The following is a 20,620-nucleotide window of genomic DNA, read 5'->3' as shown; positions in this document are numbered from 1 at the left end:
TGACCGTCCCTCGTACCCGCGTCGTGACGGCGACCGTCCGTCGTACCCGAAGCGCGATGGCGAGCGTCGTCCGTACGAGAAGCGCGACGGTGATCGCCCCTCGTACCCGCGTCGTGACGGCGAGCGTCGACCGTACGAGAAGCGCGACGGTGACCGTCCCTCGTACCCGCGTCGTGACGGCGACCGTCCTTCCTACCCGAAGCGCGACGGAGAGCGTCGACCGTACGAGAAGCGCGATGGCGACCGCCCCACCTACCCGCGTCGAGAGGGAGATCGTCCTTCCTACCCGAAGCGTGACGGAGAGCGTCGACCGTACGAGAAGCGCGATGGCGACCGTCCGGCGTACCCGCGCCGCGACGGAGATCGTCCTTCCTACCCGCGCCGCGAGGGTGACCGGCCCAGCTACCCGAACCGTGACGGGGAGCGTCGTCCGTACGAGAAGCGCGATGGCGACCGCCCCTCGTACCCGCGTCGCGACGGCGACCGTCCTAGCTACCCCCAGCGCGACGGGGACCGTCGGTCTTCGCGGCCGCCGCAGGATTCGGACCGTCGGAACGTGCCGGTGGGTCCGGTCGTTCCGGATGAGGTCACGGCCCGCGACCTGAACGGCGCGGCCCGGAACGAGCTGAAGACTCTCAGTAAGGACAACGCCGAGCAGGTCGCACGGCACCTGGCCATGGCTGCCCGTCTCATCGACGAGGACCCGGCTCTCGCGCACGAGCACGCGCTGGCGGCATCCCGTAGCGCTGGTCGGATCGCTGTGGTCCGCGAGACCGTCGCGATCACGGCCTACGCCGTCGGCGACTTCGCACTGGCCCTGCGCGAACTGCGGACGTTCCGCCGGATCTCCGGTCGTGACGACCAGATCGCGCTCATGGTCGACAGCGAGCGTGGCGTCGGTCGACCCGACCGTGCGCTCGAGGTCGGACGCGCCGTCGACCGTGCGTCGCTCCCGACCGACGTCCGCGTCGAGCTCGCAATCGCGATGTCCGGTGCTCGGCTCGACCTCGGCCAGCCCGACCGTGCCCTGCAGGAGCTCGACATCCCCGAACTCGATCCCGACACCGCCTTCCCCTGGAGCCCCGGGCTGTTCGCTGCGCGAGCCGCCGTCCTCGAAGAACTCGGTCAGGACGACGGCGCCGCGCAGTGGCAGCGTCGTGCAGACATCGCCGCTGCGGCGCTCGGCGAGATCGACGCGGACTCCGAGACCATAGAGGTCGACGAGATCGATGAAATCGAACTCGAGGACGAATCCGTGGACGAACCCGGGGAAGAGGCCGACGACACCGAGGACAGCGACGCCGAGGGAGACCCGGCATCCGTTCAGGAGGACGACGACGAGGACCGCGCCTGATGGGGCTCTTCTCGCGTTCCCGTTCGACACCGCTCGACGGCGTCGACCTGGTGCTCGCCGACCTCGACGGCGTCGTCTACGCGGGTGACGGTGCCATTCCTCATGCCGTCGAGAGCCTGAATGCAGCGCGGCGCGAACGTCCGCTCGCGTACATCACGAACAACGCGTCGCGACGTGACAGCGTTGTGGCCTCCCACCTCACCGAGCTCGGGCTCGAGACCCAGCCTCACGAGGTGGTCACCAGTCCGCAGGCCGCCGTGCGGCTGTTGCGGGACAGGGTTCCCACCGGATCGACGATCCTCGTCGTGGGTGGAGACGGACTGGTCTTCGAGCTGGAGAAGGCGGGCTACACCGTCACACGCAGCGCCGACGACCGTCCCGCAGCCGTGCTGCAGGGTTTCTCTCCCGACGTCGGCTGGGCGCAGCTCGCTGAAGCGGCCTATGCCCTGGCCCAGCCCGAAGATGAGGGCGGCATCCCTTGGATCGCCACCAACACCGACTGGACGATCCCGCAGTCTCGTGGCATCGCGCCCGGCAACGGCACCCTGGTCTCCGCCGTGCACACCGCGGTCGGGCGGCTCGCCACCGTGGCCGGCAAGCCGGAGCGCCCGATCTTCGACGAAGCGGTCGCACGCTTCGGGGCGCGGCATCCGCTCTTCATCGGCGACCGACTCGACACCGACATCGCCGGCGCGCAGGCTGCGGGGATCGAGTCGGTGCTGGTGCTCACCGGCATCGACCGGCCCAAGCACGTCCTCGCCGCTCCGAACTCCTCGAGGCCGACATACATCGTCGGCGACCTGCGGGAGCTCCATGAGCCGTACCCCGAGACGATCGTGAAGGGCGACGTGACGACCGTCGGCTCCGCCTCGGTTCGGATCGACGGGCCCGACGTGCACATCGTCACCGAAGGCGATCGTCCGATCGATCTCGTGCGCGCAGGTGCCGCGGCGATCTGGGGCACCGGACGCGCGATCTACGGCTTCCGGGTGCCCGAGCGGCTCTACGCGGACCCGTTCCACCGACGCTGACGGCCGCTCCGCCGCGTTCACGTCCGCCGTCGTCCGCGCCGCGTAGGGTGGGTGACATGTCGATGGATGCTGCTGACGGCGACGTGCGCCGCGAGGACCTGCTCTCGACGCTCGATGTGATCGAGGACCAGCCGTTGGGCGAACGGGCGGCTGCGTACGCACTGCTGCACGACGAGCTCGCGAAGCGTCTCGAATCGGGTCCCCGCGACCCGAACGCATGACCAGCCGGCTCGACGCGGCCGTGGCCGCCCGTGGCCTGGCGCGCAGCCGCACCCACGCCGCGCAGCTCATCGATGCGGGACTGGTGACCGTCGACGGCGAGCCCGTTGTGAAGGCCTCGGTCAAGGTCGGCGACGAGCAGCGCATCGAGGTCGCGGCATCCGACCACTACGTGAGCCGTGCCGCACACAAGCTCCTCGCCGCCCTCGATGCGTTCGGGGTCGACCCACGCGGACGCGTCGCGCTCGACATGGGCGCGTCGACCGGTGGGTTCACGCAGGTGCTCGTCGAACGCGGCGCCGCACGGGTGCTCGCCGTCGACGTGGGGCACGGGCAGCTGGCGGCGGAGATCGCGGCCCTCCCGGAAGTAGCTGTCGTCGAAGGGTTCAACGTGCGGCACATGACGACCGCCTCCCTCGCCGAGGCGAGCGGCGTCGCCGACGTGCCGACGCTCGTGACGGGGGATCTCTCGTTCATCTCGCTCACGCACGTCCTCCCCGCGGCGGCGTCGGTCTGCGCCCCGGCATCCGATCTCGTCCTGCTCGTGAAACCGCAGTTCGAAGTGGGCCGCACCGCGGTCCGCGAAGGACTGGTGACGGATGCCGGGCGTCGAGCCGACGCCGTCGCCACCGTCCTGTGGTCGGCGTGGGATGCCGGGCTCGGCACCCACGGCGTCATCGCCTCGCCGATCGCGGGAACGCACGGCAACCGCGAATTCCTCATCCATCTCCGACCCGGGACGAGCGACGACGCGAATCCGACACAATGGTTGGACACCGTGAACCGACTGGCGGGAGCCGCATGACCGACGCGACGCGCAACATCCTCGTGGTGGCGCACGCGCTCCGCGAGAACACGGTCGCCGGAGCCCGTCGCGTCGTCGAAGCGGTGCACGCGGCCGGCCTCCAGCCCGTCGTGCCGGGCGACGACCCCGAGCTCGCCGCGGCCCTCGGGGACCTCGACACCGTGGTCCTCGGCGAGGGCGGCATCGACGTCACCGACATCGAGGTCGCGATCGTCCTCGGTGGCGACGGCACGATCTTGCGCGCCGCCGAGCTGGTGCGGGCGGCATCCGTCCCCCTTCTCGGCGTCAACATGGGTCACGTCGGCTTCCTTGCCGAACTCGAGGCGGACGGCGTCGACGAAGCGATCCGCCGGGCGCTCGCGCGGGATTACGAGATCCATGAGCGGATGACGCTGTCGGTCGAGGTTCGAGACGCCGACGGCGACGTCGTCTACTCGACCTGGGCTCTGAACGAAGCCACGGTCGAGAAGGCGTCGCGGGAGCGGATGCTCGAGGTCGTGATCGAAATCGACGATCGCCCCTTGTCGGCTTTCGGGTGCGACGGCGTCGTGGTCGCCACTCCCACGGGCTCGACGGCGTACAACTTCTCGGCCGGCGGCCCCGTCGTGTGGCCCTCCGTGCAGGCGCTCTGCCTCGTCCCGCTGTCGGCGCACGCGCTGTTCGCCCGACCCGTCGTCCTCGGTCCCGAGACCTCTGTGTCGATCGACGTCCTCCAGCGGAATCAGGGCAGGGGAGTGCTCTGGTGCGACGGACGACGTTCGCACGACCTTCCGCCCGGTGCCCGCGTGGTCGTGCGGCGATCGGGACGCCCGGTCCGCCTCGCACGCCTGCATCGCTCGGCCTTCACCGACCGACTGGTGCGCAAGTTCCAGCTCCCCATCGCGGGCTGGCGCGGCGGTGCGGAGGCCTCGCTGTGATCGAGCAGATCCGGCTTAGGGATCTCGGCGTGATCGCGGGGGCGACCCTGCCGATCGGGCCGGGGTTCACCGCGGTGACGGGTGAGACCGGTGCCGGCAAGACGATGGTCGTGACGGGGCTCGGGCTCCTTCTCGGCCAGCGTGCCGACTCGGGCGCGGTGCGGGCCGGTGCGGATCAGGCCGCGGTCGACGGAGTGTGGATCGTCCCCGAGGACGGCCCGGTGGTCGAGCGCGTGCGGGATGCCGGTGGCGACGTCGAACCCATCGGAGACGGACGCGCGGAACTCTACCTGGGGCGGACGCTGTCGAGCGAGGGACGCAGCCGCGCCACGGTGGGCGGCAGGACGGCTCCCGCCGGAGTGCTCGCCGACCTCGCCGACCAGTTGGTCGTCGTCCACGGGCAGTCCGATCAGCTGCGGCTCACGTCGGCCGCGGCCCAGCGCGAGGCCCTCGACCGCTTCGGCGGCGCGACGGTCGCCGACGCGCTCGACCGGTACCGCCGGGTGTGGGATGCCTGGCGCACCGCAGCCGCGGAACTCGAGACCCTGACGACCGAGCAGACGTCCCGCGCCCGTGAGGCAACGGAGCTCCGGGCCGCGATCGCGGACATCGAGGCGGTCGACCCGCAGCCGGGGGAGGACCTCGAGCTCACGCAGCGCGCAGATCGCCTGGCGAACGCCGAGGAACTGCGGATGGCGGCGGCGACGGCGCACACGGCACTCTCGAACGAGGACGACCTGCCCGACGTGCAGACCCTCCTCGCCGAGGCGCGCCGCGCTCTCGAACGCGCCGCCGGTTCGGACGAGGCGCTGCGCGGCCACGCCGCGGCGATCGAGGAACTCGGGTACCGGGTGGCCGACATCGCCGGCGAGCTGAGCGGATACCTCGCCGACCTCGACGAGGGCGGCCCCCATGAACTCGCCGCCGTCGAGGAGCGTCGCGCGGCCCTGGGCGCCCTCATCCGCGCGCATGGATCGCTCGACGAGGCGATCGCGCTCCTCGCGACCGGGTCCGCACGTCTCGCCGAGCTCGATGACGACGGCGACCGCATCGAGCGACTCACTCTGGAACGCGATCGCCTCCGAGACGACCTCGACTCGCGCGCCGCTGAGCTCACGGACGCGCGGCGGGCGGCGGCATCCCGACTCGGCGACGCCGTCACCGAGGAACTCCGTCATCTGGCGCTGCCGGACGCGCGGCTGACGGTCGCCGTCGACCCGGGGGCCGAGGCGGCGCACGGCCGCGACGTCGTGACGATCCAACTCGCGCCGCACCCGGGCGCCTCGCCTCGACCGGTCGCCCGCGGAGCGTCCGGCGGTGAGCTCAGCCGCGTCATGCTCGCGATCGAAGTGGTGATCGCGGCGACCGACCCTGTTCCGACGTTCGTCTTCGACGAAGTGGATGCCGGTATCGGCGGCGCCGCCGCAATCGAGGTCGGCCGGCGACTCGCCAAGCTCGCCGAGACGAGTCAGGTGATCGCGGTCACGCACCTCGCCCAGGTGGCGGCGTTCGCCGGCAATCACCTGTCGGTCGTGAAGTCCAACGACGGGTCGGTCACCGCCTCCAGCGTGCGCCGACTGGAAGGCGATGAACGCGCCGCCGAGATGGCGCGCCTGCTGTCGGGCATGGCCGACTCGGACGCCGCGCTGGACCACGCGCGCGAGCTGCTGGCCCTCGGACGCGCGCGCTGAGACCGGGCACCCGAGAGGGCTGATAGAGTGAAAGCCCGTGACGGACTCTTCGGGCGCGGGACGCAAAAACAACGACATCACCAAGCACATCTTCGTGACGGGTGGTGTCGTTTCGTCTCTCGGCAAGGGTCTGACCGCCGCCAGCCTCGGTAACCTCCTCACCGCGCGCGGCCTGCGTGTCGTGATGCAGAAGCTCGACCCGTACCTGAACGTCGACCCGGGCACGATGAACCCGTTCCAGCACGGCGAGGTCTTCGTGACCGACGACGGCGCCGAGACCGACCTCGACATCGGCCACTACGAGCGCTTCCTCGACATCGAGCTGAGCCAGGCGGCGAACGTCACGACGGGTCAGATCTACTCCGAGGTCATCGCCAAGGAGCGCCGCGGCGAGTACCTGGGCGACACGGTCCAGGTGATCCCGCACATCTCCGATGAGATCAAGCGGCGCATGCGCCTGCAGGCGAGCGAAGAGCCCCGCCCCGACGTGATCATCACCGAGGTCGGTGGCACGGTCGGCGACATCGAGTCGCAGCCGTTCATCGAGTCGGCGCGCCAGATCCGCCATGAGCTCGGCCGCGACAACGTCTTCTTCGTCCACGTCTCGCTGGTCCCGTTCATGGGTGCCTCGGGCGAGCAGAAGACCAAGCCCACGCAGCACTCCGTCGCGATGCTCCGCTCCATCGGCATCCAGCCCGACGCCCTCGTCCTGCGGAGCGACCGCCCCGTCACCGAGTCCAACAAGCGCAAGATCGCGCTCATGTGCGACGTCGACGAGGACGCGGTCATCAACACCGTCGACCTGCCGAGCATCTACGACATCCCCTCGACGCTCAGCGACCAGGGTCTCGACGCGTACATCGTGCGCCGCCTGGGCCTGGACGCCAAGGCGGGCGACATCGACTGGACCCGCTGGAACAAGGTCCTCAACGCCGTACACAACCCCAAGCACGAGGTCACGGTCGGCCTCGTCGGTAAGTACATCGACCTGCCCGACGCGTACCTCTCGGTCACCGAGGCCCTGAAGGCGGGCGGATTCGCGCAGGAGACGAAGGTCCAGATCGTGTGGATCCCCTCCGACCTGTGCGAGACGCCCGAGGGTGCGGCGAAGGCCCTGTCGGCGGTCGACGGCATCGTCATCCCGGGTGGCTTCGGCATCCGGGGCATCGAGGGCAAGCTGGGCGCGCTGAAGTTCGCCCGCGAGCAGGGACTGCCCACCCTCGGCATCTGCCTCGGTCTGCAGTGCATGGTCATCGAGTACGCCCGCCACGTCGCGGGCATCGAGGACGCATCCTCGAGCGAGTTCGACCCCGAGACGCCGCACCCGGTCATCGCGACCATGGCGGAGCAGGTCGACATCCTTGACCGCGGCGACATGGGCGGCACGATGCGCCTGGGCCTGTACGAGGCTGCGCTGGCCGAGGGGTCCCTCGCCGCGGAGCTGTACGGCTCGGACCGCGCCACCGAGCGTCACCGGCACCGCTACGAGGTCAACAACACGTACCGTCAGCAGATCGCCGATGCGGGCCTCTGGTTCTCGGGGCTGAACCCCGACCTCGATCTCGTCGAGTACGTCGAGCTGCCCCGCGACGTGCACCCGTACTACATCGCGACGCAGGCGCACCCCGAGCTGCGCTCGCGCCCCACCGAGGCGAACCCGCTCTTCCGCGGTCTCATCGCCGCGGCGCTCGAGCGGCACCGCTCGAGCGAGCTGTTCGACGTCGAGAACGAGGACTGAGCCGTGACGGATGCCGCGCCACTGCAGGACGACGCCGTCACCGTCGAGGTGACCGAGACCCAGACGGTCTTCGAGGGGCGGGTCTGGAACCTGCGCCGCGACGCGTTCACCTACGGCGAGGGCTCGATCGTGCGGGAGTATGTCGACCACTCCGGCGCCGTCGCCGTCCTGGCGCTCGACGAGGAGGGACGCGTGCTCCTCATCCGGCAGTACCGTCACCCAGTGGGGTTCCGCGAATGGGAGATCCCTGCCGGCCTGCTGGACGTGCCGGGGGAGGACCCCCTCGAGGCCGCGAAGCGCGAGCTCGCCGAGGAGGCCGACCTGACCGCAGAACGGTGGGACGTGCTGTCGGACTTCTTCACGAGCCCCGGCGGCAGCGACGAGGCCATCCGCATCTACCTGGCACGTGGGCTCGCGGCGACGCCTGAAGCGTTCGCCCGCACCGACGAGGAAGCCGACATCGAGGTGCGCTGGGTCGCGCTCGACGACGTCGTGGACGCCGTTCTGGCGCGGAAGCTCCAGAACCCGTCTCTCGTGATCGCGGCCCTGGCCGCCGCTGCCGGCCGCTCCCGTGAGTGGACGACGCTCGGCGCCGCCGACGCGCCGTGGCCCGGACGCTCGCGTCCCGTGGGCGCGGACCGACCGCAGGGCTGAGGCGCCGTGAGGCTCGCTCGCGCCGTCGACGCGTTCCTCCGGCACATCACCATCGAGCGCGGACTCTCGGCGCACACCGTCGCGGCGTACCGTCGCGACCTCTCCGGCTACCTCGACTGGCTCGACGAGCACGGAGTCGACGACACCGACGCCGTGACGGGGGAGCTCGTGACGAGGTTCGCCGCGGAGCGCGCGGCATCCGATCCACCACCCGCCTCGACGTCGCTGGCCCGGCTGCAGTCGGCCATCCGCAGCTTCCACCGCTTCCTCGCGCGGGAGGGAATCGTGACGGAGGATCCGACCACGAAGCTCCGGCCTCCCAAGGCGCCGATGCGTCTGCCGAAGGCGCTGCCCGTCGAGGACGTGCTCCGGCTGTTGGATGCGGCCGGTCCCGCGCCCGAGGACGCCGCGCCGGGCGAGCTGGTGGGCTTGCGCGATCGCGCGCTGCTGGAGCTCCTCTACGCGACCGGGGCCCGTGTCTCGGAGATCATCGATCTGGATGTCGACGACCTCATGCACGGGGAGGTCCTGCGGGTGCGGGGCAAGGGCTCGAAGGAGCGGATCGTCCCGGTCGGCTCGTACGCCCGGGTCTCGGTCGACGCCTACCTCACGCGCGTGAGGCCGGAGCTGTCGCGCCGCGGACGCGCGACGCCGCGTGCGTTCCTGGGCGCGCGGGGAGCTCCGCTGTCGCGCCAGAGCGCATGGCTCGTGATCCAGCAGGCCGCGGAGCGGGCGGGGATCACCGCGCACGTCTCTCCGCACACGCTCCGGCACTCGTTCGCGACGCACCTGTTGCAGGGCGGCGCCGACGTCCGCGTCGTGCAGGAGCTCCTCGGCCACGCCTCGGTCGCCACGACCCAGATCTACACGCACGTCACCGTGGACGCGCTCCGCGACGTCTACCTCACCTCGCACCCGCGCGCGAGATGAGCTCCGGCTCCCCACCCTGCGGGGAGTCGCTCCACGGCGCGCCGCGACGGGATGACTAGACTCGGGTGAGCACGGCGAAGGCGGGAGATCAGTGGCGAGCAAGCGGAGTACGGCGGACGTCGATTCGACGGTGGCGACCGACACCCCGATGGGGCCGACGGGTCGCCCCTACCACGGCTTCCCGACCCCGCCGAAGCTCGACGGCCACGGTCCCGCGCGCATCATCTCGCTGTGCAATCAGAAGGGCGGCGTCGGCAAGACGACGACCACCATCAACCTGGCCGCAGGCCTGGCCTCGTACGGCCGCCGCGTGCTCGCGGTCGACTTCGACCCGCAGGGCGCCCTGTCCGCCGGTCTCGGCGTGCAGACGCACGAGACGGCGACGATCTACGACCTCCTCCTCGACCCGAAGCGCGACCCCCACGAGGTCATCGTCTCGACGTCGGTCGAGGGCCTCGACATCCTGCCCGCGAACATCGACCTGTCGGCAGCAGAGGTCCACCTCGTCAACGAGGTGGCCCGCGAGACGATCCTGGCCCGGGTGCTCCGCAAGGTGGCCGGCGACTACGACGTCATCCTCATCGACTGCCAGCCCTCGCTCGGCCTGCTCACCGTCAACGCGCTGACGGCGAGTCACGGTGTGCTGATCCCGCTCGAGTGCGAGTTCTTCGCGCTGCGCGGTGTGGCGCTGCTCATCGAGACGATCGACAAGGTCCGCGACCGCCTGAACCCGGCGATCGAGCTCGACGGCGTGCTCGCGACGATGTACGACCCGCGCACGCTGCACTCGCGCGAGGTCCTCGAGCGCGTCGTGGACGCCTTCGGTGATGACGTGCTCGAGACGGTCATCGGCCGCACGGTGAAGTTCCCCGACGCCTCGGTCGCGGGCGTGCCGATCACCAAGTTCGCTCCCGAGCACTCCGCCGCCCAGGCGTACCTGCGCCTCGCGCGGGAGCTGGTCTCCCGTGGCGCCGTCGCCTGAGGACGTCGCCGACGCCGACGCTGCGCCGCCGCGGGCGGACACCCCAGAGGCCGAGACGGCATCCGGCGATCGCTTCCGCGTGTCGCTCGGGAACTTCGACGGACCGTTCGACCTGCTCCTGACCCTCATCTCCAAGCACGAGCTCGACATCACCGAGGTCTCGCTCAGCAAGGTCACCGACGAGTTCATCTCGTACCTGAAGGGGCTCGACGACGACGCCGATCTCGACCAGGCATCCGAGTTCCTGGTGGTCGCGGCGACGCTGCTCGACATGAAGGTCGCGGGGCTGCTGCCGCAGGGCGAGTTGGTGGATGCCGAATCCGTCGCCCTGCTCGAAGCCCGCGACCTGCTGTTCGCCCGTCTGCTGCAGTACCGCGCCTTCAAAGAGGTGTCCGCGTGGTTCGCGCGGTGCCTGGAGCGGGAGGGCAAACGCCACACGCGCGCCGTCCGGCTCGACGAGAAGCACCGCCGGGCCGTACCCGAGCTCGTTTGGACGCTGTCGCCCGACGACTTCGCGGCGATCGCCATGCTCGCGTTCGCGCCGAAGGAGATCCCGCACGTCGGGCTGGACCACCTGCACGCGCCGCTCGTCTCGATCCGGGAGCAGGCCGCGATCGTCGTGACGCTGCTGCGGGATGCCGGTCAGCTCAACTTCCGCGAGCTCGTCGCCGGAGTCACACAGACCGGTGTCGTCGTGGCCCGATTCATCGCCGTCCTCGAGCTCTACCGTCATGCTGCGCTGTCGTTCGAGCAGCTCGAGCCGCTCGGCGAATTGACGCTGCGCTGGACCGCCGACCGGTGGTCCGAAGAGAACCTCGCCACGCTGGGAGCCGACTATGACCGATGACGCCACCGAGATCGAGGCGCCACCGCGTTCGCAGGACGCCGGGGACATCGCACGCCGCCTCGAGGCGATCCTCATGATCATCGACGAGCCGCAGAGCCTCGTCTCGCTCGCCGCCGCCGTCGGCGCGCCCGTCGCCGCCGTCCGCCGCGCGGTCGACGAGCTCGTCGCCGACTACGACGGGGAGCGTTCCGGGCCGCGGCGCGGGTTCGAACTGCGCGAGGTCGGCGGCGGGTGGCGGTTCTACGTCCGCGACGAGCACGACGATCTGGTGGCCGAATTCGTGAACGGCCAGGCGCCGTCGCGACTGTCGCAGGCCGCGCTCGAGACGCTGGCCGTCATCGCCTACAAGCAGCCGGTGTCGCGCAGTCAGGTCGCCTCGATCCGCGCCGTCAACGTCGACTCCGTCGTCCGGACGCTCCTCGCCCGCGGCCTCATCACCGAGGCCTTCACCGACCCCGAGACCGGGGCCATCAACTACCGCACCACCGACGCGCTGCTCGGCCACCTGGGGATCAACTCCCTCGACGAGCTGCCCCCCATCTCCCCGCTGCTGGACGACGGCTCCGCGGGATTCGAAGGAGAGAACATCCGATGAACGAGCAGTCCGACGAGAACCGGGTCCGCCTGCAGAAGATCCTCGCGAATGCGGGCGTCGCCTCGCGCCGCGTCTGCGAGCAGTACATCGTCGAGGGTCGCGTGCGGGTCAACGGCGTCGTCGTCACCGAACTCGGGTCGCGCATCAATCCGGAGACCGATCAGGTCGACGTCGACGGCACCGCGATCCAGCTCGACACGAGCAAGCGGTACGTCATCCTCAACAAGCCCACCGGCGTCGTGTCGTCGATGAAGGACGACCAGGGGCGCCCCGACCTGCGGCGCTTCACGAAGGACTGGCCCGAGCGTCTCTACAACGTCGGCCGACTGGATGCCGAGACGAGTGGCCTCCTCGTCCTCACCAACGACGGCGAGCTCGCCCACGTCCTCGCGCACCCGTCGTTCGGCGTCACGAAGGTCTACATCGCGAAGGTGTCGGGCCGTGTGCTGCCGCAGACCATCGCGCAGCTCACCCGGGGCGTCGAGCTCGAGGACGGCCCGATCGCCGCCGACAAGGCCCGGCTGCTCGACGCGAGCGGTGACACGAGCCTCGTCGAGCTGACGCTGCACTCGGGGCGCAACCGCATCGTCCGCCGCATGATGGCGGCCGTCGGGCACCCCGTCGAGGAGCTGGTCCGCCGCCAGTTCGGTCCCCTGCACCTGGGCACGCTCCCAGCGGGTCGGGCACGCGAGTTGACTACAGTGGAGCGTGGTGCGCTGTTGACTCTCGCGCGCCAGGCGGAGACCCCGCCCGGGGATCCCACTCAGGAGCAGTTGTGACCGACGCCATCGACGCGCGCGCCCGCGCCGTCCGCACGAGCGGGCTCGTCCGCATCGTCGGCGCGGGCCTGCTCGGTTCGAGCATCGGTCATGCGCTCCGCGCGCTCGGCGTCGACGTCGTCCTCGCCGACGCGTCCCCGGCTCAGCTTCGACTGGCGGTCGACTACGGGGCGGGCCGCGCTGCCCGTGACGACGACCGCCCGGACCTCGTCGTCGTCGCCGTTCCGCCGGACGTCACGGCCGACGTCATCGAGCGCGAACTCGGCGCCCACCCCGACGCCGTCGTCACGGACGTCGCGAGCGTCAAGCTCGAACCGCTGCTCGCGCTGCGCGAGCGCGGCGTCGACCTCTCCCGCTACATCGGGTCCCACCCGATGGCCGGTCGCGAACGCGGCGGAGCCATCTCGGCGCGCGCCGACATCTTCTTCGGCCGCCCGTGGGTCATCTGCCGCGACGAGGAGACCTCGGCGCGCGACCTCGCCGTCGTGGAAGGCCTCGCCCTCGACCTCGGCGCCAGCCTCGTCGAGATGACCCCCGAGGAGCACGACCGCTCCGTGGCTCTCATCTCGCACGTGCCGCAGCTCGTCGCATCCCTCCTCGCCGGACGCTTCGTCGGGGCGGAGGACGCGTCGCTGCGTCTCGCGGGTCAGGGCGTCCGCGACACGACCCGCATCGCGGCATCCGCCCCCGAACTCTGGGTGCAGATCCTCGGTGCCAACGCGCAGCCTGTCGTCGACGTCCTCGACGCCCTCGCCGCCGACCTGACTACCGTCGCCGGCGCGCTGCGCGACCCCGACGCTCCCGGTTCGCGTCGCGCGGTGGCCGACACGATCCGCCGCGGCAACGAGGGCGTCGAACGCCTGCCCGGCAAGCACGGTCAGAACCGCCGATTCGAGACGGTGGTCGTCATGGTCGACGACACCCCCGGTCAACTGGGCCGGCTGTTCGGCGACCTCGGCGACCTCGACGTCAACGTCGAGGATTTCCGTCTCGAGCACTCGCCGGGAGCCCAATTCGGTCTCGGCGAGATCAGTGTCGTCCCGTCCGCCGTCTCCGTCGCCACCGACGGTCTCGCGGCACGCGGGTGGAAGATTGCGAGCCTCAATGACTGACCCCATCACCATCGCCATCGACGGCCCCGCGGGCAGCGGCAAGTCGAGCGTGTCGAAGGAGGCCGCCCGACGGCTCGGCTTCGGCTACCTCGACACCGGTGCCGCCTACCGGGCGTTGGCCTGGCACGTGCTCCAGCACGGCGCGGACACGTCCGACGCGGCTGCGGTCGTCGACGCCGCCGGCGACTTCGACTACGCCATCTCGCTCGACCCCGACGAGTACTGGGTGCGGGTCGGGGACACCTCGGTCACCGAAGCGATCCGCGAGCCGCGGGTCAGCTCCGCCGTGAGCGGCGTGGCCCGCGTGCCGGTGATCCGCGAGCAGGTGAACGTGCTGTTCCGTCGCCTCGTGGCCGACTCCGGTCGCCCCGGCGTCATCGTCGAGGGCCGCGACATCACGACCGTCGTCGCCCCCGACGCCCCCGTGCGGATCCTGCTGACCGCCGCCCCCGAGGTGCGCGCCGCGCGGCGCAGCGCCGAATTGACCACAGAGGATGCCGCGGCTGTGGCCGCCGCGCTGCACAAGCGTGACGCATCCGACTCCCAGGTCGTCGACTTCCTCACCGCCGCCCCCGGCGTGACGGTCGTCGACTCGACCGACCTGGACTTCGCACAGACCGTCGACGCCGTCCTGGACGTCGTGCGGTCGGGAACGGAAGGCTCACGATGAGCGCCGAAGACGACTACGAATACGACGGCGGGCCCGACCAGCTCGAAGAGAAGCTCGCCAACCTCGACGAGGACCTTGCCGAGCAGCGCGCCGCCGCCCTGCGCGCCTCGCTCGCCGACTACGAGCTCGACGAGGAGGACGACGACCTGCTCGCCGGCTTCACCGCGGGTGGCGAGGTCGTCGAGATGCTCCCGGCGCTGCCGGTCGTCGCGATCGTCGGACGGCCGAACGTCGGCAAGTCGGCCCTCGTCAACCGCATCCTCGGCCGCCGCGAGGCCGTCGTCGAGGACACCCCCGGTGTCACACGCGACCGCGTGAGCTACAAGGCCGAGTGGATGGACCGCCGCTTCACGCTCGTCGACACCGGCGGCTGGGAGCACGACGCCAAGGGCATCGACCGCTCCGTCGCCGCCCAGGCCGAGATCGCCATCGAGCTGTGCGACGTCGTCATGTTCGTCGTCGACGCGATGGTCGGCGCGACGGCGACCGACGAGCAGGTCGTCCGCATGCTCCGCAAAACCGACAAGCCGGTCTTCCTCGTCGCCAACAAGATCGACGACGCCCGTCAGGAGCCCGAAGCCGCAGCGCTCTGGAACCTGGGTCTCGGCGAGCCGCACCCCGTCTCGGCCATCCACGGCCGCGGCGTCGCCGACCTGCTCGACGAGATCATGAAGGTGCTGCCCGAGGTCTCGGCCGTCGCCAAGAACGAGCTCGGCGGCCCCCGCCGCGTCGCGATCCTCGGTCGCCCGAACGTCGGCAAGTCGTCGCTGCTGAACAAGGCCGCGGGCGAGGAGCGCGTCGTCGTCAACGACCTCGCCGGCACCACCCGCGACCCCGTGGACGAGGTCGTCGAACTCGGCGGCAAGCTCTGGCGTCTGGTCGACACCGCCGGGATCCGTCGTCGCGTGCACCTGCAGCAGGGTGCCGACTTCTACGCGTCGCTCCGCACCAGCGCGGCCCTCGAGAAGGCCGAGGTCGCCGTCGTCGTCCTCGATGTGACCGAGTCGATCAGCGTGCAGGACCTGAACATCATCGACCTGGTCCTCGAGTCCGGTCGTGCGCTCGTCCTCGCCTTCAACAAGTGGGATCGCCTGAACGACGAGGACATGGACAACGCCGATCGCCGCCGCTACCTCGAGCGCGAGATCGAGCAGGACCTCGCGCACGTCACGTGGGCGCCGCGCGTGAACCTGTCGGCACGCACCGGCCGTCACCTCGACAAGCTCGTCCCGGCTCTCGAGACGGCGCTCGAGTCGTGGGACCAGCGCATCCCGACCGGCAAGTTCAACGCGTTCCTCGCCGAACTCATCGCCGAGCACCCGCACCCGCTCCGCGGCGGCAAGCAGCCCCGCATCCTGTTCGGCACGCAGGCGTCGACGCGCCCGCCGACATTCGTGCTGTTCACGACCGGGTTCCTCGACCCGGGCTACCGCCGGTTCATCCAGCGGCGCCTGCGCGAGATCTTCGGCTTCGAGGGCACGCCGATCGTCACGAACATGCGCGTGCGCGAGCGTCGCCAGCGCTGACGCCCGTTCGCCGTCGCTTCGAGAGGAGATGACGGTTCGCGAGGAGGCATCCGGGTCATCCGGTCCTCGCGAACCGTCATCTCCTTCGTCGTCTGCGGGCACGCTGAGTCGTCTGCGGGCACGCTGGGTTGTCTGCTGCACGCTGGGGATCTGTTCCGGGACATGACGGATGCCGCGCCTCGCCGCCGAGCGCGTGAGAGGCTGATCGCATGAGGATCGAGGAACCGTCGAGCGGGCCGCCGCGCCCCTCCGGTCCTCGCGATCCGGGCGATGCCTGGGTGGTGACCGATGCCGGCGATCGGTACTGGGGCCGATTCGGTGCCGCAGGCTTGCTGGCGCACGACCCCGCGCGCGGGGTCCTGCTGCAGCACCGCGTCTCGTGGAGTCACCACGGCGGCACGTGGGGGATCCCGGGAGGTGCGCGGCACGAAGGCGAGAGCGCAACGGATGCCGCGATCCGCGAATCGCAGGAGGAAGCGGGCGTCCCCGCCGCAGCTCTCCGACCGCGGTTCACGAGCGTGCTCGATCTCGAGGTCTGGACGTACACGACCCTCGTCGCCGATGTCGTCGACCCGTTCGAGCCGGTGATCGCCGACCCCGAGAGCTACGCCCTCGAGTGGGTACCGCTCGACGAGGTCGATGCGCTGCCCCTGCACCCCGGCTTCGCGGACTCCTGGGAGCCGTTGCGCGCGCTGCTTACCGTCCGCCCCACCGTGCTCGTCGATGCCGCGAACGTCGTCGGATCCGTTCCCGACGGGTGGTGGCGCGACCGCGCCGGTGCCGCATCGAGATTGCTCGAGCGGCTTCAGGGTCTGTCGCGCCTGGGCGTGGCGGCCTCCGAGCTGTCGCTCCCCGGCGACACGTGGTACCCCCACGTCGTCGCTGTACTCGAGGGCGAGGCGCGCGCCGCCGCGGACCCGTCCGACTCCGTCGAGGTGGTGCGAGCGGATGCCGCGGGTGACGACACGCTCGTCGCCGAGGCGCGACGGCGCGTCGGCGACGGAGAGCGGGTCCTGCTCGTGACCAGCGACCGCGCGCTCGGCGAGCGGGCGGTCGCGGTGGGAGCCGAGGTCCGTGGGGCGTCCTGGCTCCGGGATCGGGTGTGAAGCGACGGCTTCTCGGCATCGCCGTCGCTCTGGCGGCGGTGATCTGCGGACTCGCCGTGCATCTCGGGGCGGCGGACACTGCGGCATCCGACATCGCCGGTGATGCGCTCTACGTCGTCGCGGTGTGGGGCGGGCTCGTGGCGCTGTTCCCTCGGGCGTCGTCGTGGCTGATCGGCGCGATCGTGGTCGCCTGGTCGGTCGGCGTCGAACTGTTCCAGCTCACGGGGCTCCCGGTCGCGTGGGCGGGGGAGTGGCCGCCCATCGTCCTCGTATTCGGGACCGTCTTCGACGCCCGCGACCTGCTGGTCTATGCGGTGACGGGTCTCGTGCTCGCCGTGACGGATGCCGCGGTCCGCCGCGCGGTCGGGTGGCGCCGTGCGGGGGTGTCAGCGGCCGCGTAGCCGTTCGATGTCGCGGCGTTCGCGCTTGGTGGGCCGCCCGGCGCCACGGTCGCGGACGGCGACCAGTGGGACCGGTTCGCGCTCGGGCGTGCGATCCTCGGCGGCGACGGCGGCCAGCGGAGCGCCGACACGCTTGGTGAGCGTCTGGCGCACGACGAGGATGCGGTCGAATCCGGCGATCCGCACCCGCAGCTCGTCTCCCGGCTTGACCTGCTGGGCGGCTTTCGCCTTGTCGCCGTTGACCCGGACGTGCCCGGCGCGGCACGCGGTGGTCGCAGCCGATCGGGTCTTGTAGACGCGGACGGCCCACAGCCAGGAGTCGACACGCACGGCATCCGCCATGTGATCCTCCTCCCGTCCGGTGGGTCCATCGTAGGACGGGTCAGGATGCCGCGAGTCGCCGTTCGACGCGGGTGAACATGGCGTCGTCGAAAGCGACGATGCGCGCCTCGGTCACCGCAGACGGCGTCTCGGTGAGCGTTGCGACGGCGGCGTCGACCGCGTCGTCGAGTGGCCAGCCGTAGATCCCGGCGCTGATGAGCGGGAACGCGACGGTCGTCGCGCCGAGGTCGTCAGCGACCTCGAGGGCACGACGGTAGCAGGAGGTGAGGAGGCCGCGGTCGCGTTCGCCGGCCGTATGGTTCGGTCCGACGACGTGGATGACCCAACGCGCGGCGAGGTTCCCCGCGGTCGTCCACCCGGCATCCCCGGTAACGAGGCCGTGCGGGAATCGGGCGATGCAGTCGGCGAGGATCTCGGGTCCGCCGGCGCGGTGGATGGCCCCGTCGACGCCCCCGCCGCCGCGCATGGCGCGGTTGGCGGCGTTGACGACCGCGTCGACCTTCTGACGGGTGATGTCGCCGCGGACGACGGTGACGCGGCTCATGACAGATCCTTCGCGACGATCGGGCGGGCCGCGCCGGGGCGCGCGGTCTCGGTGAAGCCGGCGGCGAGGAAGCTCGAGAGGGTGCCGTGGTAGAGGTCGTTCGTCGAGAACCGCTTCACGTCGGTGTCGAGCGGGTACCCCTCGACGACGCGTGCGCCGTTCGCGCGGGCGTGGTCGACGGCGGCATCCAAGAGGCGGCTTGCAATGCCCTGGGATCGGTGCTCTTTACGGACGACGAAGCAGGTGATCGCCCAGACGGTCCGATCGTCCATCGGCTCCGGTGACGTCTGGATGTTGCGGGTACGCGCGAGGCGGGGTTGATCGGGGCGGGGGGAGACCTTGACCCAGCCGGCGGCGTCGCCGTCGACGTACGCGATCAGCGCCGACGGGACCGGAGCCGAGAGGTCCTGACGCAGTCGCTCACGCCGTTCGTCGACGCTGGTCGCCTCGAAGTCCTTCGGCGCGAGCATCCACCACTGGCACCAGCAGTCGGCGCCATCGCCACCCCCGGTCAGCGCGCGTTCCGCGTCGGTGAAGCGATCGGCACGGGCCGGTTCGATCGAGATCTGGCTCATGCGGGCAGGTTAGTGGCGGCATCGGACACGCGGAACCCCGTGGCGGTTCGCGAGGGGCCTCCGGACCGGTTAGGATAGTGGAGTTGTCCGCGAGGGCAACGGACCGGGATGTGGCGCAGCTTGGTAGCGCACTTGACTGGGGGTCAAGGGGTCGCAGGTTCAAATCCTGTCATCCCGACGGTTGGAGAAAGGCCGGAATCCACGCGGATTCCGGCCTTCTGCTTTCTCGCCGCTGCCCGTCGGCACGCAGTACCCTGGGGGAGGCTTCTTCTCGGAGCCCCAGACATCCGCTTCTTCGAGTTGCATTGAGGTCGACATGGGCGGGAAGCCAGCTGAACCGGTCGCTGCCCCCGATGTCCTCGCACGCACGGTGGATGCGCTCTCGACGGCGACCGGGTTGCTGGAGGTGACCTCCATCGTCGCCCATGCCGTGCGTGAACTGACGGGTGCCGACGGCGCGACCTTCGTCCTGCGCGAGGACGATCAGTGCTTCTACGTCGATGAGGACGCCATCGGACGTTTGTGGAAGGGCAGCCGATTCCCGTTGACGGCCTGCGTGAGCGGGTGGTCGATGTTGCACCGCGAAACGGTCATCATCCCCGACATCTACGACGACGAGCGCGTGCCGATCGACGCTTACCGGCCGACGTTCGTGGCGAGCATGTGCATGGCACCGGTGCGCTCGTCCGATCCGATCGGCGCGATCGGGGCGTACTGGGCCGAGCGGCACGTGCCCGACCCCGAGCACGTGCGCCAGCTCGAAGTGCTCGCGAACACCGCGGCGGTCACCCTGGAAAATCTCGAGCTCCGCGGCGCGATCAGCCGGCGCAGTGCGGAGCGCGATCAGATGGCCGCACGGGCGGACGAACTCGACGCGACCATGCACTCGCTCGTACACGACCTGCGCGGACCCCTGGGGGCGATGATGGGCTTCGCCGAACTCATCGCGGACGATGCGACCGATCAGACCAGCGCCACCTACGCGCACGCGGTGGTCCGAGCGGGTGAGCGGATGTCGGCGCAGATCGAGCGGATGCTGTCGATCTACCGCATCACCGCCGCCCCGCCGGCGCCTGAGCGGCTCGACCTCAGCGAGATCGCGCGGGGGATCGCGGACGAACTCCTCGCGCAGAACCGCGGTCGCGACCTCGACATCCGGGTCGACGAAGCCATCGTCGTGAGCGCGGATCCCGCGCTCGTCCACCTCGCGCTGGAGAACCTCCTCGGCAACGCCGTGAAGTACACCGGAAAGAAGCCGTCGGCGCACATCGTCCTCCGGCAGGTGGACGCAGGTCCCGAACGGGTCGTGTTGGAGTTGACGGACGACGGCGACGGCTTCGACCCGTCCGACGCGTCCCGGATCTTCGAACCGCTCACCCGACTGCACTCCGCGGAGGAGTTCCCGGGCACGGGGCTCGGGCTCGCCTCCGTCGCCCGCATCGTCGAACTCCACGGCGGCGGCATCCACGCGGATGGGCGGAAGGGGGAGGGCGCGACCTTCACTTTCTCGTTGCCTGCCGCCGGCCCTGCCGTCGCCTGATCGCCCCAGCTTCTCACCGGCCGGCGCCGCGTCACGGGCGATACAGGCCAGCCCACCGGCGAGGACGAGCCGCCCCACCTCATCGCATTGACACGATTCATTCTTTCGGATGGATGCCTTGCGCAAGCTCTGTCAGCCGTGCCAGGATCGGTCGCATTGAGCCGGAATGCGCTTTCCAATGATGGTGGTGCGTGGGCTCACGACATGACGTAAGCCCCCATGTCTCGAGGTTGTCGGATCGTCCAGCGCCCCTCCGGTGCGG

At 70.6% G+C, this 20,620-nt stretch carries 22 protein-coding genes and 1 tRNA gene; 20 read left to right on the top strand and 3 right to left on the bottom strand.

The window, feature by feature from the left end:
- From Q9S78_RS13530 to Q9S78_RS13445, 18 genes are all read left to right on the top strand, one after another.
- Positions 1–1,354 (top strand): primosomal protein (locus Q9S78_RS13530; protein WP_311870675.1); only part of this gene is annotated, 1,354 nt, incomplete at its 5' end.
- Positions 1,354–2,385 carry an HAD-IIA family hydrolase gene (locus Q9S78_RS13525; RefSeq protein ID WP_311870673.1) on the top strand — a complete coding sequence of 344 codons (1,032 nt, stop codon included), beginning with the start codon at positions 1,354–1,356 and terminating at the stop codon, positions 2,383–2,385. The genes Q9S78_RS13530 and Q9S78_RS13525, both read left to right, overlap by 1 nt.
- A gap of 56 nt (positions 2,386–2,441) precedes the next feature.
- Positions 2,442–2,606 carry a hypothetical protein gene (locus Q9S78_RS13520; RefSeq protein ID WP_311870725.1) on the top strand — a complete coding sequence of 55 codons (165 nt, stop codon included), beginning with the start codon at positions 2,442–2,444 and terminating at the stop codon, positions 2,604–2,606.
- On the top strand, positions 2,603–3,409 hold the full coding sequence (locus Q9S78_RS13515; protein WP_311870671.1) for a TlyA family RNA methyltransferase: 807 nt from the start codon (positions 2,603–2,605) through the stop codon (positions 3,407–3,409). The genes Q9S78_RS13520 and Q9S78_RS13515 overlap by 4 nt, the downstream gene beginning before the upstream one ends.
- Positions 3,406–4,326 (top strand): NAD kinase, encoded by a 921-nt coding sequence (locus tag Q9S78_RS13510; RefSeq protein WP_311870669.1) that lies wholly within the window; start codon positions 3,406–3,408, stop codon positions 4,324–4,326. Before Q9S78_RS13515 ends, Q9S78_RS13510 begins: the two co-directional genes overlap by 4 nt.
- A complete protein-coding gene (recN, locus tag Q9S78_RS13505; protein WP_311870667.1) occupies positions 4,323–6,017 on the top strand; it encodes a DNA repair protein RecN in 1,695 nt (564 codons plus the stop codon). The genes Q9S78_RS13510 and recN overlap by 4 nt, the downstream gene beginning before the upstream one ends.
- A gap of 37 nt (positions 6,018–6,054) precedes the next feature.
- A complete protein-coding gene (gene pyrG / locus Q9S78_RS13500) occupies positions 6,055–7,755 on the top strand; it encodes a CTP synthase (RefSeq protein WP_018186401.1) in 1,701 nt (566 codons plus the stop codon).
- Positions 7,756–7,758: 3 nt separating this feature from the next.
- A complete protein-coding gene (locus tag Q9S78_RS13495) occupies positions 7,759–8,409 on the top strand; it encodes an NUDIX domain-containing protein (protein WP_018186402.1) in 651 nt (216 codons plus the stop codon).
- A 6-nt stretch (positions 8,410–8,415) separates the two neighbouring features.
- A complete protein-coding gene (gene xerD, locus Q9S78_RS13490; protein WP_018186403.1) occupies positions 8,416–9,339 on the top strand; it encodes a site-specific tyrosine recombinase XerD in 924 nt (307 codons plus the stop codon).
- 148 nt (positions 9,340–9,487) lie between these two features.
- Complete coding sequence (locus Q9S78_RS13485) at positions 9,488–10,321, top strand: ParA family protein (protein WP_091362304.1); 834 nt, start codon at positions 9,488–9,490, stop codon at positions 10,319–10,321.
- On the top strand, positions 10,305–11,168 hold the full coding sequence (locus Q9S78_RS13480) for a segregation and condensation protein A (RefSeq protein ID WP_018186405.1): 864 nt from the start codon (positions 10,305–10,307) through the stop codon (positions 11,166–11,168). Before Q9S78_RS13485 ends, Q9S78_RS13480 begins: the two co-directional genes overlap by 17 nt.
- A complete protein-coding gene (scpB, locus tag Q9S78_RS13475; RefSeq protein WP_311870663.1) occupies positions 11,158–11,763 on the top strand; it encodes an SMC-Scp complex subunit ScpB in 606 nt (201 codons plus the stop codon). Before Q9S78_RS13480 ends, scpB begins: the two co-directional genes overlap by 11 nt.
- Positions 11,760–12,542 carry a pseudouridine synthase gene (locus Q9S78_RS13470; RefSeq protein ID WP_018186407.1) on the top strand — a complete coding sequence of 261 codons (783 nt, stop codon included), beginning with the start codon at positions 11,760–11,762 and terminating at the stop codon, positions 12,540–12,542. Before scpB ends, Q9S78_RS13470 begins: the two co-directional genes overlap by 4 nt.
- Positions 12,539–13,654 carry a prephenate dehydrogenase gene (locus tag Q9S78_RS13465; protein ID WP_311870661.1) on the top strand — a complete coding sequence of 372 codons (1,116 nt, stop codon included), beginning with the start codon at positions 12,539–12,541 and terminating at the stop codon, positions 13,652–13,654. The genes Q9S78_RS13470 and Q9S78_RS13465 overlap by 4 nt, the downstream gene beginning before the upstream one ends.
- A complete protein-coding gene (cmk, locus tag Q9S78_RS13460) occupies positions 13,647–14,324 on the top strand; it encodes a (d)CMP kinase (RefSeq protein WP_018186409.1) in 678 nt (225 codons plus the stop codon). Before Q9S78_RS13465 ends, cmk begins: the two co-directional genes overlap by 8 nt.
- The gene (gene der, locus Q9S78_RS13455; protein ID WP_018186410.1) at positions 14,321–15,850 is read left to right on the top strand and encodes a ribosome biogenesis GTPase Der; all 1,530 of its coding nucleotides are present in this window, start codon (positions 14,321–14,323) and stop codon (positions 15,848–15,850) included. The genes cmk and der overlap by 4 nt, the downstream gene beginning before the upstream one ends.
- 209 nt (positions 15,851–16,059) lie before the next feature.
- A complete protein-coding gene (locus Q9S78_RS13450) occupies positions 16,060–16,956 on the top strand; it encodes an NUDIX domain-containing protein (protein ID WP_311856234.1) in 897 nt (298 codons plus the stop codon).
- Entirely contained in the window at positions 16,953–17,357 is a 405-nt protein-coding gene (locus tag Q9S78_RS13445; protein ID WP_311870659.1) for a ribosomal maturation YjgA family protein, read from the top strand. The genes Q9S78_RS13450 and Q9S78_RS13445 overlap by 4 nt, the downstream gene beginning before the upstream one ends.
- On the opposite strand, the gene Q9S78_RS13440 is transcribed toward Q9S78_RS13445, so the two are convergent.
- From Q9S78_RS13440 to Q9S78_RS13430, 3 genes are read right to left on the bottom strand one after another with little or no spacing between them, the layout of a single operon-like run.
- Complete coding sequence (locus tag Q9S78_RS13440; protein WP_311870657.1) at positions 17,343–17,699, bottom strand: Hsp15 family ribosome-associated heat shock protein; 357 nt, start codon at positions 17,697–17,699, stop codon at positions 17,343–17,345. The two genes, Q9S78_RS13445 and Q9S78_RS13440, sit on opposite strands and share 15 nt — an antisense overlap.
- A gap of 40 nt (positions 17,700–17,739) precedes the next feature.
- A complete protein-coding gene (locus tag Q9S78_RS13435; protein ID WP_311870655.1) occupies positions 17,740–18,243 on the bottom strand; it encodes an O-acetyl-ADP-ribose deacetylase in 504 nt (167 codons plus the stop codon).
- Entirely contained in the window at positions 18,240–18,818 is a 579-nt protein-coding gene (locus Q9S78_RS13430) for a GNAT family N-acetyltransferase (protein WP_311870653.1), read from the bottom strand. Before Q9S78_RS13430 ends, Q9S78_RS13435 begins: the two co-directional genes overlap by 4 nt.
- A gap of 104 nt (positions 18,819–18,922) precedes the next feature.
- Here Q9S78_RS13430 and Q9S78_RS13425 point away from each other — a divergent pair.
- Positions 18,923–18,996: transfer RNA gene (locus tag Q9S78_RS13425), tRNA-Pro, on the top strand.
- A 138-nt stretch (positions 18,997–19,134) separates the two neighbouring features.
- On the top strand, positions 19,135–20,358 hold the full coding sequence (locus tag Q9S78_RS13420; RefSeq protein ID WP_311870651.1) for a sensor histidine kinase: 1,224 nt from the start codon (positions 19,135–19,137) through the stop codon (positions 20,356–20,358).
- Positions 20,359–20,620 lie beyond the last annotated feature (262 nt).

Source organism: Microbacterium aquilitoris, from assembly GCF_031932285.1.
In the GTDB taxonomy this organism is placed as follows: Bacteria; Actinomycetota; Actinomycetes; order Actinomycetales; family Microbacteriaceae; genus Microbacterium; species Microbacterium aquilitoris.
The sequence above is the reverse complement of the archived record's forward strand: the minus strand, read 5'-3'. Positions and strand labels throughout refer to the sequence as shown.

What these genes read in the sequence shown, in the direction of transcription:
- scpB (WP_311870663.1), top strand. Translation starts at nt 11,158, where the DNA reads ATGACCGATGACGCCACCGAGATCGAGGCGCCACCGCGTTCGCAGGAC.
- Q9S78_RS13485 (WP_091362304.1), top strand. Translation starts at nt 9,488, where the DNA reads ATGGGGCCGACGGGTCGCCCCTACCACGGCTTCCCGACCCCGCCGAAG.
- Q9S78_RS13470 (WP_018186407.1), top strand. Translation starts at nt 11,760, where the DNA reads ATGAACGAGCAGTCCGACGAGAACCGGGTCCGCCTGCAGAAGATCCTC.
- Q9S78_RS13510 (WP_311870669.1), top strand. Translation starts at nt 3,406, where the DNA reads ATGACCGACGCGACGCGCAACATCCTCGTGGTGGCGCACGCGCTCCGC.
- Q9S78_RS13420 (WP_311870651.1), top strand. Translation starts at nt 19,135, where the DNA reads ATGGGCGGGAAGCCAGCTGAACCGGTCGCTGCCCCCGATGTCCTCGCA.
- cmk (WP_018186409.1), top strand. Translation starts at nt 13,647, where the DNA reads ATGACTGACCCCATCACCATCGCCATCGACGGCCCCGCGGGCAGCGGC.
- Q9S78_RS13440 (WP_311870657.1), bottom strand. Translation starts at nt 17,699, where the DNA reads ATGGCGGATGCCGTGCGTGTCGACTCCTGGCTGTGGGCCGTCCGCGTC.
- Q9S78_RS13525 (WP_311870673.1), top strand. Translation starts at nt 1,354, where the DNA reads ATGGGGCTCTTCTCGCGTTCCCGTTCGACACCGCTCGACGGCGTCGAC.
- Q9S78_RS13435 (WP_311870655.1), bottom strand. Translation starts at nt 18,243, where the DNA reads ATGAGCCGCGTCACCGTCGTCCGCGGCGACATCACCCGTCAGAAGGTC.
- Q9S78_RS13515 (WP_311870671.1), top strand. Translation starts at nt 2,603, where the DNA reads ATGACCAGCCGGCTCGACGCGGCCGTGGCCGCCCGTGGCCTGGCGCGC.
- Q9S78_RS13450 (WP_311856234.1), top strand. Translation starts at nt 16,060, where the DNA reads ATGAGGATCGAGGAACCGTCGAGCGGGCCGCCGCGCCCCTCCGGTCCT.
- Q9S78_RS13520 (WP_311870725.1), top strand. Translation starts at nt 2,442, where the DNA reads ATGTCGATGGATGCTGCTGACGGCGACGTGCGCCGCGAGGACCTGCTC.
- Q9S78_RS13430 (WP_311870653.1), bottom strand. Translation starts at nt 18,818, where the DNA reads ATGAGCCAGATCTCGATCGAACCGGCCCGTGCCGATCGCTTCACCGAC.
- der (WP_018186410.1), top strand. Translation starts at nt 14,321, where the DNA reads ATGAGCGCCGAAGACGACTACGAATACGACGGCGGGCCCGACCAGCTC.